Genomic DNA, 12,436 nt, shown 5'->3' with positions numbered 1-12,436 from the left:
AAAGAGGAAAAAAAATGGCTAATACATTCGCCATCATATTAACAATAGCAACATTGATAACAGGTATCTTTTGGTTTTTAGAAAAATACCGCTGGAAGCCTGCAAGACAGCGTAAAGTTGAGGAAGTCCGTAAACAATGCAATGGTGAAATCGATGGAAAAGTGCTGGCTCAAGTCGGTAAACCAAAAGGTTGGGTAGAGAATTTAGCCTCATTTTTCCCCGTTCTTTTTGTTGTATTTTTCATCCGCTCGTTTCTATATGAACCGTTTCAGATTCCGTCTGGTTCGATGATGCAGACACTTTTGATTGGTGATTTTATTGCTGTTCAGAAATATTCTTATGGATTGCGTGATCCCATTACTAATACGGTCATTATATCGACAGGGCACCCTAAACGCGGAGATGTTGCCGTTTTTAAACACCCAGATGGTTCAAAAATGGATTTAATTAAGCGTGTAGTTGGCTTGCCTGGTGATAAAATTGTTTACTCAGTTCAAGACAAAAAACTCTTTATTTATCCTGCTTGCCAAAGTAGTGATACCAACTGTGTAGGGCAAAAAACGCAACCACTGGATTTACATTACAGTGAACCAAAATTAAGTAATTGGAAACAAGTTTATCAGCAATTCAAATCAGGGCCTAATTTTTATACTTTAGAACAGTATAAAGAAAAAGGGATTGCTGATTCAAACTCTGTCGAATCATTAAATATAAACATACAGCAAGAAACACTAGGTGATGAACCACACGATATTTTAACAACGGAAAACATAATTGAAAAACCAGAATACTTCTTCCATCAAAATGGACAACCGCTTGCGACTTGGGTTGTACCGGAAGGCAATTACTTTATGATGGGTGATAATCGTGATAACAGTGGCGACAGCCGTTATTTCGGATTCGTGCCTGAATCAAACTTCGTTGGTAAAGCGACAGCAATATGGATTAGCTTTGAAAAACAACCCGATGAATGGCCTACGGGGATTCGCTTTAGCCGTATTGGAGGCATACACTAGTCGCCATGAGTATTAAAAATTTAAAATCTTTGCAACAGTCGATTGGCTATCAGTTTCAAAACCTTTCGTTACTTGAATTAGCCTTAACTCATCGAAGTGCGAATAAACGACATAACGAACGCCTAGAGTTTCTAGGCGATTCTATTTTAAGCTTTGCCATTGCAGACGATCTTTTTCATCGATTTAAGCAGCAAGATGAAGGCGATTTAAGTCAGATGCGAGCAAGCTTAGTTTGTGGCACAACATTGGCTGAAATAGGTAAAGCATTCAATTTAGGAAATTATCTGACCTTAGGACAAGGTGAATTAAAAAGCGGTGGTTTTCGTCGGGAATCAATTATTGCTGATGCGGTTGAAGCCATTATTGGTGCGATCTATTTAGATAGTAATATTGAAAATGTCAGGCGGTTAATATTGTCTTGGTATCAGAGCCGGTTAACAGAAATTAAACCGGGTGTGAAACAAAAAGATGCGAAAACAAGACTTCAAGAATACTTGCAAGGGATACATCAAGAACGTCCCTGTTATTTGATCCTCGAAGTCACAGGTGATAAACACGAGCAAGAATTTTTGATTCAATGCAAACTTGAAAATGATGATCATCAATATTTAGGGCGAGGACTTAGTCGCCGTAAAGCCGAACAAGCTGCTGCTCAACAAGCACTCAATCAATTAGGTATAAAATGACAGAAACAACACAACATTGTGGATTCGTTGCCATCGTAGGTCGACCAAACGTCGGCAAATCAACTTTATTAAATCAATTATTAGGTCAAAAAGTTTCTATTACCTCGCGTAAAGCTCAAACAACACGTCATCGTATTGTGGGCATTGATACTCAAGGTAGTGACCAAATAATTTATATCGATACACCCGGTCTTCACATTGAAGAAAAAAGAGCGATTAACCGCCTTATGAATCGAGCGGCAAGTAGCTCTATTGGTGATGTAGAGTTGGTGATTTTTGTCGTTGAGGGGACACACTGGACCGATGATGACGAAATGGTTGCTAACAAATTGAAAGATTGTAAGTCGCCAGTCTTATTTGTGATCAATAAAATTGATAATGTTACCGATAAAACCCAATTGTTACCTCATATTCAAGAAATCAGCCAAAAAATCAATTTTCTTGATGTCGTACCAATTAGCGCTGAAAAGGGTGAAGGCATTGATATCATCAAAGATATTGTGAAAAAACATTTACCGGTTGGTGAACACCATTTTCCAGAAGATTACATTACTGACCGATCGCAACGTTTCATGGCATCGGAAATCATTCGTGAAAAATTAATGCGTTTTTTAGGCGATGAATTGCCTTATTCGGTAACCGTTGAAATCGAACAATTTAAAGTTGATGAACGTACAGGTATGTATCGAATCAATGGGTTGATATTAGTCGAACGTGATGGTCAAAAGAAAATGGTTATCGGCAATAAAGGTGAAAAGATCAAAAAAATTGGGATTGAAGCTCGTAAAGATATGCAATCTTTTTTTGATACTAAAGTTCATTTAGAGTTATGGGTTAAAGTCAAAGCAGGTTGGGCTGATGACGAGCGTGCATTACGCAGTCTTGGCTATAGTGACGATTAAACCTTATTGCTTGGTTATTTGATGAGTTATCAATTTAGTTTAGGTTATGCCGCTTTATTAATAACTCATTTTTTAACCAAATAAATTTTATTGCGATAGTCATACATTAAAACCGTCTACCTATCAATTTATCGGTTACTACCAATCAAACAATACTTTTTATTTTACAAAAAATCAGATCACTTTTATAACTAAAAAAGCTTGTTCTATTTTTCAAAGTGAAATTTTCAAATGCTCCATATGCTAGGCTTAAAATGTTAGATTCGCTTTGCAGGATATAATTAAATTTATCAGAATATAAACTAATCACTAAACATCGATGATGCTTTTCTATATAATACCGATTCAATTGATTTGGATTTAAAGTATTAACTTCGGAGCCCCATCATGCAGCAGTTTCGACCTATTCATCGCGCTTTACTTAGCGTATCAGACAAAACCGGTATTATCGAATTTGCCCAAGCTCTTCATCAACGAAACGTTGAACTTCTTTCTACGGGCGGTACCGCTAAATTGCTTATGAAACACAATATTCCCGTCATTGAGGTTTCAGACTATACTGGATTTCCTGAGATGATGGAGGGTAGAGTCAAAACACTTCATCCTAAAATTCATGGTGGAATTTTAGGGCGGCGAGGTTTCGATGATGATGTGATGCATCAACATCAAATTGCACCGATTGATATGGTCGTGGTTAACTTGTATCCCTTTGCTGACACCGTCGCTAAATCAGATTGCCGTTTAGAAGATGCCGTTGAAAATATTGATATTGGTGGCCCCACCATGGTACGTGCCGCGGCTAAAAATCATCAAGATGTCGCTATTGTTGTTGATTACAATGATTATGCGGCCATTATTGAATTGATGGATCAGCAACACAATTCCCTGAGCTACTCATATCGTTTCAATTTGGCGATTAAAGCTTTTGAACACACAGCAAAATATGATGGTATGATTGCCAACTATTTTGGGCAGTTAGTGCCGCCTTATTATGGTGAAACCGATAAAGTGTCTGGACAATTTCCACGAACGTTGAATCTTCAATTTATTAAAAAACAGGATATGCGTTATGGTGAAAATGCACATCAAAAAGCGGCTTTTTATATTGATGAAGATATAAACGACGCATCGATTGCGACAGCTAAACAATTACAAGGTAAGGCACTTTCTTATAACAATATTGCGGATGCGGATGCCGCACTTGAATGCGTTAAATCCTTTGATGAGCCAGCGTGTGTGATTGTCAAACACGCTAATCCCTGCGGAGTGGCTGTGAGTGATACTCTTTTGAATGCTTACTCAAATGCGTTTAAAACCGATCCAACGTCTGCTTTTGGTGGGATTATTGCTTTTAATCGTCCTTTAGATTCAAAAACGGCAACCAGAGTTATAGAAAACCAATTTGTAGAAGTGATTATAGCACCGTCAATTAATGAAGATGCACTTGCCATAATGCAGACAAAAAAAAATGTACGGGTATTAGCATGTGGTCAATGGTCGCAATCAGCGAATAGTCGTTTAGATTTTAAACGAGTAAATGGTGGACTGTTAGTTCAAGAACATGACTTAAGTATGGTCACCGAAAATCAATTGACAGTGGTGACCAAACGGCAACCAACTCAAAAAGAACTATCTGATGCACTGTTTTGCTGGAAAGTGGCTAAGTTTGTTAAATCAAATGCCATTGTTTATGCCAAAGACAACATGACCATTGGAATTGGAGCAGGACAAATGAGTCGTGTGTATTCGGCTAAAATAGCCGGTATAAAAGCGCAAGATGAAAATTTAGAAGTAGCGGGTTGTGTGGTCGCATCTGATGCATTTTTTCCATTCAGAGACGGTATTGATGCTGCGGCTAAAGTCGGGGTAACTTGTGTCATTCAGCCAGGTGGTTCTATCCGTGATGATGAGGTTATTCAAGCTGCTAATGAACATAATATTGCAATGATTTTTACTAATATGCGTCATTTTAGACATTGATCGTATAATATAAATGTCAGTTAAGAACAAATTAAAGGAATGGGTATGAAAGTATTGGTTATTGGTAATGGTGGTCGTGAGCATGCTTTAGCATGGAAAGCGGCACAGTCCCCCTTGGTTACAAAAGTTTTTGTCGCACCGGGTAATGCAGGTACAGCACTTGAGCCTAATTTAGAAAATATTAATATCAAAGCAAATGATATTAGTGGATTACTTAATTTTGCCCAGCAACAGCAAATTGATTTAACTATAGTGGGGCCTGAAGTCCCATTAGTACTTGGTGTTGTTGATAGTTTTCAAAAAGCCGGATTAAATATTTTTGGGCCAACTAAATCGGCAGCTCAGCTAGAAGGTTCTAAAGCTTTTACTAAAGATTTTTTAGCGCGTCATCAAATCCCCACTGCTGAATATCAAACTTTTACCGAAATTGATCCTGCCATTGCCTATATACGTGACAAAGGCGCCCCAATTGTGATTAAAGCCGACGGGTTAGCAGCCGGTAAAGGGGTTATTGTTGCCATGACCCTTGAAGAAGCTGAAAATGCTGTACGTGACATGCTAGCGGGTAATGCATTTGGTGATGCGGGTCATCGAGTGGTTATTGAAGAATTTTTAACCGGCGAAGAAGCCAGTTTTATTGTCATGGTTGACGGCAAGCATGTCGAGCCAATGGCAACAAGTCAAGATCACAAGCGAGTCGGTGACGGTGATACGGGTTTAAATACGGGGGGAATGGGCGCTTACTCTCCAGCACCTGTTGTGACAGATGAGGTGTTTACCAAAGTTATGGAACAAATTATCTATCCAACCGTAAATGGCATGGCTCAAGAAGGGAATGTTTATGTTGGTTTTTTGTATGCAGGCTTAATGATTGATAAACAGGGTAATCCTAAAGTGATTGAATTTAATTGTCGTTTTGGCGATCCCGAAACCCAACCCATTATGATGCGTATGCAATCAGACTTGATTGAGTTATGTTTGGCGGCGGTAAATGGTCAATTAAGTATGGTTAAATCCAAGTGGGATAGAAGACCTGCATTAGGTGTCGTTATGGCGGCTGGTGGTTATCCAGGTGAATATAATATCCAAGATACAATCATTGGTTTACCTACCGAATCGACAGTTGATTGTAAAGTGTTCCATGCAGGTACGATTTTTGAAAAAGGGCATGTGTTAACTAACGGTGGTCGTGTACTTTGTGTCACTGCTTTAGGTGATACGGTATTGGAAGCTCAGCAACGTGCTTATCAACAAGTTGATAAAATCCATTGGCACGGCTGTTTTTATCGTCATGATATCGGTTATCGCGCCATTGAGCGTGAAAAAAACACTAAATAGATGAATAAAACATAATTGAATTTATATCATTTATAGGCTTAGAAATGGCGAATTAGATTCGGTTTTGATGTTAATAATTTAGTTTTGTTTAGCTATGTAAATTATATCGATAAAGATTAGTAGTAAAAAGGAATGTTTATTTTAAGTTACATAACTCTATGTTATGCTACCGATTAAATATGATCTCTGGATATTCCTTATGATAAACGATCCATTCTATGAACGAGAAGCGCAGAAATATGATTCACCGATAGCCAGTCGCGAATTAATATTAGATTACCTAACCAAAGAGGCGAAGCCTGCTAATTTAGAAAAAATTGCCCAAGCCGTTTCCATTAAAACTGAAGAACAAAAAGAAGCACTACATCGCCGCTTACGTGCAATGGAACGCGATGGTCAAGTCGTGTTTACACGCCGTAAATGTTATGCATTGCCTGAAAAGTTAGATATGGTTAAGGGGAAGGTGATTGCACATCGTGATGGTTTTGGCTTTTTACGTGTTGAAGGAAAACCTGAAGATTACTTTTTATCGCCAGAACAGATGAAAAAAGTCTTACAAGGTGATGTAATTTTAGCCCAACCACTGAGTAATCAATATCGTGGAAAAACAGAAGCACGTGTTGTGCGTATTTTAGAGCCTCGCAGTAATTTAATTGTTGGTCGCTACTTTATTGAACAAGGCGTTGGATTTGTGGTGCCTGATGATAGTCGCTTAAATTTTGATATTTTAATCACTGGTAAACCGAAACGCACAGTACGCATGGGAACGGTCGTTGTTGTTGAGTTACAACAACGACCAGAACGTCGTCAAAAAGCGGTCGGTGTCATTAAAGAAGTCCTTGGTGAAATCATGGGGACTAACTTAGCCATAGATATTGCTCTTCGTAATCATGAAATCCCATATGAATTTCCTAAAGCTGTTGAAAAAGAGGTGAGTAAATTTGGTGATGAAGTGCCCGAAAAAGCCAAAAAAGGGCGTAAAGATTTACGGGATCTACCTTTAGTTACCATCGATGGTGAAGATGCACGTGATTTTGATGATGCCGTGTATTGCCAAAAAAACCGTGGTGGAGGTTACCGATTATGGGTGGCAATAGCCGATGTCAGTTATTACGTCAGACCCGATAAAGCACTTGATAAAGAAGCCTGCTTACGCGGTACATCGGTGTATTTTCCTTCTCGTGTCGTGCCGATGTTGCCAGAAGCGTTATCAAATGGACTTTGTTCGCTTAATCCACAGGTAGATAGACTATGTTTAGTTTGTGAAATGACCGTATCAAACAAAGGCCGTTTGACTGGTTATCAATTTTACGACGCTGTGATGAATTCACATGCCAGATTGACTTACACGAAAGTTGCAAAAATTTTAGACGGTGATAAAGAACTCCGTCAACATTACCATGATTTAGTGCCACATTTAGAAAACCTATATGGCTTATACAAAATATTGGATAAGTCACGAATTGCTCGTGGAGCGATTGGTTTTGAATCGGAAGAACCGAAATTCATTTTCAATGCCGATAAACGGATCGAAAGTATTGAGTTAGCACAACGTAATGATGCACATAAAATTATTGAAGAGTGTATGATTTTAGCTAATGTTGCAGCAGCAAAACTGGTGATTGAAGCGGACGTACCTGCTTTGTTTCGTGTTCATGATCGTCCTGATGAAGAGCGAATGAATAACTTACGTAGCATCTTACAAGAACTAGGATTATCGTTAGGTGGCGGTGTTAACCCAAAATCAAAATATATTGCCGAGTTGATGCTAGCGATTGAAGAGCGTATTGATAGTGACATGTTACAGACAGTTATTTTACGTTCGATGAAACAAGCGATTTATGATCCAGAAAATCGGGGTCATTTTGGGCTTGCACTTGAAGAGTATGGTCATTTTACCTCGCCAATTCGACGTTACCCTGATTTACTGTTACATCGAACTATTAAGTGGATATTAGCCAATGAACAGCATAAAACCAGTAAGACAGGCGGGCATCGTTATACCATTAACGAAATGCTCTATTTTGGCGAACATTGTTCACTTACAGAACGTCGAGCCGATGAGGCAGTGCGTGATGTGGTTGATTGGCTCAAGTGTGATTATATGCAAGATCATGTGGGTGAAGTCTTTAATGGTACCATATCAAGTGTTGTGAACTTCGGGTTTTTTGTCAGATTAGATGATCTATTTATAGACGGTCTGGTACATGTTTCATCGCTTGAAAATGATTATTATATTTATGACGCTTCACGAAATCGTTTAATTGGTGAAAATACCCATTACAGTTACCGTTTAGGTGATAAAGTTAGCGTTAAAGTAGAAAATGTTAATCCTGAAGAAAGAAAAATTGATTTTGCCTTGGTCAGTAGTAATAATAGCCCTAAGCGTCAAGGTAAAACCGCAAAAACTAAGGCTAAACAGCTAAATGATAAAAATAATAACGATATTGCACCGGCTAAAAAGCGTAAAAGCAAAAAACAAGTAGTGAGTGGCAACGTTAGAAAAAAGGTGAAAGCGACAAATAAAAATAAAGGAAAGCGCAAAAAGGTAGATAAAAATGCGGTTCAAATCGCATCGACATCAACAAGTAAAACGACTAAAAGTAAGAAAGTAAAGAGTAAAAAATAGATGAGTGAAACAGTTTACGGTATCCATGCTATAGAAGCACTTTTAACACGTGCCCCTGAAAGAATTATTGAGGTTTACATCGCCAAAGGGCGGGAAGATAAACGTCTTAATAGTCTTGTGCATGAAATAGAACAACTTGGTTTAATCGTGAAAATAACCCATCGCCAGTGGTTAGATGACAAATCTAAAAATGGTGTACATCAAGGTATTTTAGCAATAGTAAAACCCTGTCGTACCTATCAAGAAAATGACATTCCATTACTAGTTGAACAGCAACCCTATCCCGTTATTCTGATTTTAGATGGCGTAACAGATCCACATAATCTTGGTGCCTGCATCAGAACAGCAGACGCCGCAGGGGTTAATTTTATTATTGTCCCGAAAGATCGTTCGGCTCCGCTTAATTCGACGGCACAAAAAGTGGCTTGTGGAGCCGCTGAAAGTATCCCTGTTGTTCGGGTAACCAATTTAGCTCGTACCATGCGAATGTTACAAGATGAGTATCATGTGTGGATTGTGGGCACGGCTGGAGAAGCAGAACGTACACTTTATCAAACCGACTTTTACAAATCATCAACAAGTATTCCACTGGCTCTGGTTATGGGCGCAGAAGGGGAAGGCATGCGACGTTTAACCAAAGAACATTGTGATGAATTGGTCAGTATTCCAATGGCGGGAATTGTGTCTTCGCTTAATGTCTCGGTGGCAACGGGCATTTGCTTATTTGAGATAGTCAGACAAAAAAATAAATAATTAACTAGGATAAAAAGCTTGGTTTAGTTAAACCACTAACCAAGCTGTAAATAAAACAATATTTGATTGTTTTCTCAAGAAATTCTTCCAAATAACCATCAAAACAGTTTTATATTTATCTATGAATTTTCAACAATAGAGTTAAGTCCTGTTCGCCAGCCAAAATAAGAGTAAATACAAATAAATAGCCTGTTTATTTAACTTAGCGCTAAATGTATTAACCATACAGTGCCGATTAAGCAAAGTCAGCACTGTGGTTATATGGTGAACTAACTTTTGATAAGATCGATTTCAATTCCTAACCCATTGGCAACACCAGAACCATAATCAGGGTGGACTTTATAAAAGTGTTTAAGCTGTCTAATTTGGATATCACGATCAACGTTTTTCATTGAACCGACAATATTATCAATCAGGAGCTGTTTTTGATCGGAACGCATTAAATTGAATAATGCGCGTGGCTGTGAATAGTAATCATCGTCAACACGATGATCATGTCTATCCATTGTACCAGCAGGCACATGCATAGGTGGCTCAGCATATTGTGGTTGTTGTTTAGGTGCGCTATCAACACTATTTGGCTCATAATTAGGCGCATTATCTGGTGTATAAAAGCGCATAGCTCCATCACGTTGATAATTGTGTACCGGACATTTCGGCGCATTGATCGGTAATTGTTGGTAGTTTGTGCCTATACGATAACGATGTGCATCGGCATAAGCAAAAATTCGCCCTTGTAACATTTTATCTGGCGATAACCCCGTTCCTGGCACGACATTACTTGGTTCAAATGCGGCTTGTTCAACTTCAGCAAAATAGTTTTCTGGATTACGATTAAGTTCCATTACGCCCACTTCAATTAATGGATACTGTTTTTGTGACCACACTTTTGTCACATCAAAAGGGTTTTCAGGATGATGATTGGCTTGTTCTTCAGTCATTACCTGCATGTAAAGGCGCCATTTAGGATAGTCACCGCGTTCAATTGCATTAAATAAGTCTTCTTGTGCTGAGTCGGGATTACTACCATCTAATTCGGCTGCTTTTTTAGGATGGATATTTTTAATACCTTGTTCCGTTCTAAAATGCCATTTAACCCAAGTGCGAACATTATCTTTATTAATAATACTGTAAGTATGACTACCAAAACCATGCATATGTCTAAAGCCGTCAGGAATACCACGGTCAGAGAACAGAATGGTGACTTGATGAAGTGATTCCGGTGACAAAGACCAAAAATCCCACATCATTTGCGGATCTTTTAAGTTGGTTTTAGGATCACGTTTTTGGGTATGAATAAAATCCGGGAATTTGAGGGCATCACGTATAAAAAATACCGGTGTATTGTTGCCAACAATATCCCAGTTACCTTGATCGGTATAAAATTTTACAGAAAATCCCCTAGGATCACGGGCTGTATCGGATGAACCTCGTTCACCGCCAACAGTTGAAAATCGGGCAAACACGGGAGTTTGTTTCCCCACTTTGGTAAAAATACTGGCATAAGTATATTGAGTGATATCATTAGTCACGGTAAATGTACCATGCGCACCCGATCCCTTGGCATGTACACGTCTTTCAGGAATGTTCTCACGATTAAATTGTGCAAGTTTCTCAATAAGCTGATAATCATCAATTAATACAGGGCCTCGAGGACCTGCGGTACGGGAATTTTGATTATCGGCTATTGGTGCTCCATTGTTGGTGGTTAAGGCTTTTTTTTCTGACATTGCTACACTCCTTTTTATTATAAAAAAAAGTCTTAAGAAATAAAATTCCACCATGAGTTAGAATATTTATTCCCTAAGACTTGAGTATGAAACAATAATACAAAACAAAAAAAGAACTAAAAGGATGAATAACATACTGTAAAAAGAAAGATTGTAATTTACAAATTATTACTTTTGAATAGCCATTGTTTAAAAAAACAAAGTTAAGAAATGAAGCGTAAATAAGTATACAACTATTCAATTTTAAATGATACAAATTTCAATCACTTTTTTTAATATAATTGTAAAGGTGATTCAGGCATAAATGATTTGAGGTAATTGGATATCCCAAGGTTGATTGCTTAGTTGCTGAACTTTTTGGCAGGCAAACCCTAAACCAATCGGTAAAATTTGGTCTGCTTTATAATTAGCTAACAAACGATCATAAAATCCGCCACCCATTCCTAAACGATAACCTCGATCATCGAATGCAACTAAAGGAGTGAAAACAATATCCAATTTTTGATGGGGAATGACATCTAATACATTTAAAGCGGGTTCTAAGATACCATACTTATTTTTGATTAATTGACTGTAAGGGGTGTATTGAATAAAAAGTAAGTGAGTAGGTACAAAAGGATGAATTATCGGTAAATAGACAGCTTTATTTTGCTGCCATAAATATTCAATAATAGGTTTAGTTTCAATTTCGCCATCGAAAGAGAGAAATATTGCGATATTCTTGGCTTGACCAATCGCAGTATGATCAGCAATTTTTTGGTAAATACGTTGCTGGGCAATTTGACGTTCATGAGGCGATAATTGACGCCTTTTTTGGCGAATAATCTGTCGGATGTTCATTAAGTTATCACTTATGAAGAAAAGGAAAACTCCAAGATGTCGTTAGGGTCGTAACCCTTGAACCCAAGGTTCAAGGTGAACAACGTGTTTTAATTTTTAGGTTTCCTTAATATTAAGGCATACACACCAATTAAAAGTCACATCATTCTAAAGTAAAGAATATCGGCTCAGGGGACTAACCCTTAATCGCGAACATCCCAGAGATGGGTAACATAATACAAAATTTGAAAAATCATACAATAGTATTTTTATTAAATTTACAATTAGAGTGATTCATTGTTAGAGTTTAAAGCCGAATCAAGTAACTGTTGTAATAATTTTAAGCGACCACTAAACTGATCACTCTTTTCTTTTTCTTTAGTCAGTTCGTAAGAGATATTCAGTGCAGCCGTCATAATTAGTTGATCACTTCCAACTTGTGGTGATTTTTCACGTAAATTTGTCAAGCGTAGATCGAGATCTCTCGCAGCATTATTGAGGGCGTCCACTTCATCAACTGGACAATTAAATTTCAACGTTCGTCCAAAAATTTGAATAGTGACAGCTTGAGTTTCCATATTTT

10 protein-coding genes and 1 other RNA gene are annotated in these 12,436 nt (G+C 37.9%); 7 read left to right on the top strand and 4 right to left on the bottom strand.

The window, feature by feature from the left end; genetic code table 11:
* The first annotated feature begins 14 nt into the window (after nucleotides 1-14).
* From lepB to rlmB, 7 genes are all read left to right on the top strand, one after another.
* Nucleotides 15-1,016, top strand: coding sequence for a signal peptidase I (gene lepB, locus J3U36_RS00650; RefSeq protein ID WP_267379207.1), 1,002 nt, complete (start codon nucleotides 15-17; stop codon nucleotides 1,014-1,016).
* 5 nt (nucleotides 1,017-1,021) lie between these two features.
* Nucleotides 1,022-1,702 carry a ribonuclease III gene (gene rnc / locus J3U36_RS00645; protein WP_267379209.1) on the top strand — a complete coding sequence of 227 codons (681 nt, stop codon included), beginning with the start codon at nucleotides 1,022-1,024 and terminating at the stop codon, nucleotides 1,700-1,702.
* Complete coding sequence (era, locus tag J3U36_RS00640; protein ID WP_267379210.1) at nucleotides 1,699-2,604, top strand: GTPase Era; 906 nt, start codon at nucleotides 1,699-1,701, stop codon at nucleotides 2,602-2,604. Before rnc ends, era begins: the two co-directional genes overlap by 4 nt.
* Before the next feature lie 387 nt (nucleotides 2,605-2,991).
* Nucleotides 2,992-4,584 (top strand): bifunctional phosphoribosylaminoimidazolecarboxamide formyltransferase/IMP cyclohydrolase, encoded by a 1,593-nt coding sequence (gene purH / locus J3U36_RS00635; protein WP_267379213.1) that lies wholly within the window; start codon nucleotides 2,992-2,994, stop codon nucleotides 4,582-4,584.
* Nucleotides 4,585-4,629: 45 nt separating this feature from the next.
* Nucleotides 4,630-5,922 carry a phosphoribosylamine--glycine ligase gene (gene purD / locus J3U36_RS00630; RefSeq protein ID WP_267379216.1) on the top strand — a complete coding sequence of 431 codons (1,293 nt, stop codon included), beginning with the start codon at nucleotides 4,630-4,632 and terminating at the stop codon, nucleotides 5,920-5,922.
* A gap of 199 nt (nucleotides 5,923-6,121) precedes the next feature.
* Nucleotides 6,122-8,551: a ribonuclease R gene (gene rnr, locus J3U36_RS00625; protein ID WP_267379219.1), complete on the top strand. Its 2,430-nt coding sequence runs from the start codon at nucleotides 6,122-6,124 to the stop codon at nucleotides 8,549-8,551.
* On the top strand, nucleotides 8,552-9,304 hold the full coding sequence (gene rlmB / locus J3U36_RS00620; protein ID WP_267379221.1) for a 23S rRNA (guanosine(2251)-2'-O)-methyltransferase RlmB: 753 nt from the start codon (nucleotides 8,552-8,554) through the stop codon (nucleotides 9,302-9,304).
* Nucleotides 9,305-9,573: 269 nt separating this feature from the next.
* On the opposite strand, the gene J3U36_RS00615 is transcribed toward rlmB, so the two are convergent.
* The 4 genes from J3U36_RS00615 to zapA form a co-directional block, all read right to left on the bottom strand.
* Nucleotides 9,574-11,034: a catalase gene (locus J3U36_RS00615; protein WP_267379223.1), complete on the bottom strand. Its 1,461-nt coding sequence runs from the start codon at nucleotides 11,032-11,034 to the stop codon at nucleotides 9,574-9,576.
* 294 nt (nucleotides 11,035-11,328) lie between these two features.
* Entirely contained in the window at nucleotides 11,329-11,874 is a 546-nt protein-coding gene (locus J3U36_RS00610; RefSeq protein WP_267379226.1) for a 5-formyltetrahydrofolate cyclo-ligase, read from the bottom strand.
* Between the two features lie 24 nt (nucleotides 11,875-11,898).
* Nucleotides 11,899-12,081: non-coding RNA, 6S RNA (gene ssrS, locus J3U36_RS00605), on the bottom strand.
* A 56-nt stretch (nucleotides 12,082-12,137) separates the two neighbouring features.
* The gene (gene zapA / locus J3U36_RS00600; RefSeq protein WP_065559560.1) at nucleotides 12,138-12,431 is read right to left on the bottom strand and encodes a cell division protein ZapA; all 294 of its coding nucleotides are present in this window, start codon (nucleotides 12,429-12,431) and stop codon (nucleotides 12,138-12,140) included.
* Nucleotides 12,432-12,436: the final 5 nt, after the last annotated feature.

This window comes from Gilliamella sp. B3817 (assembly GCF_026536705.1).
Classification (GTDB): Bacteria; Pseudomonadota; Gammaproteobacteria; order Enterobacterales; family Orbaceae; genus Gilliamella; species Gilliamella apicola_I.
This window is presented reverse-complemented; position numbering and strand designations above follow the sequence as displayed.

Bases quoted from the DNA above. Each gene is read 5' to 3' on its own strand.
- rnr (WP_267379219.1), top strand. From the start codon at position 6,122: ATGATAAACGATCCATTCTATGAACGAGAAGCGCAGAAATATGATTCA.
- lepB (WP_267379207.1), top strand. From the start codon at position 15: ATGGCTAATACATTCGCCATCATATTAACAATAGCAACATTGATAACA.
- rnc (WP_267379209.1), top strand. From the start codon at position 1,022: ATGAGTATTAAAAATTTAAAATCTTTGCAACAGTCGATTGGCTATCAG.
- zapA (WP_065559560.1), bottom strand. From the start codon at position 12,431: ATGGAAACTCAAGCTGTCACTATTCAAATTTTTGGACGAACGTTGAAA.
- purH (WP_267379213.1), top strand. From the start codon at position 2,992: ATGCAGCAGTTTCGACCTATTCATCGCGCTTTACTTAGCGTATCAGAC.
- era (WP_267379210.1), top strand. From the start codon at position 1,699: ATGACAGAAACAACACAACATTGTGGATTCGTTGCCATCGTAGGTCGA.
- purD (WP_267379216.1), top strand. From the start codon at position 4,630: ATGAAAGTATTGGTTATTGGTAATGGTGGTCGTGAGCATGCTTTAGCA.
- rlmB (WP_267379221.1), top strand. From the start codon at position 8,552: ATGAGTGAAACAGTTTACGGTATCCATGCTATAGAAGCACTTTTAACA.
- J3U36_RS00615 (WP_267379223.1), bottom strand. From the start codon at position 11,034: ATGTCAGAAAAAAAAGCCTTAACCACCAACAATGGAGCACCAATAGCC.
- J3U36_RS00610 (WP_267379226.1), bottom strand. From the start codon at position 11,874: ATGAACATCCGACAGATTATTCGCCAAAAAAGGCGTCAATTATCGCCT.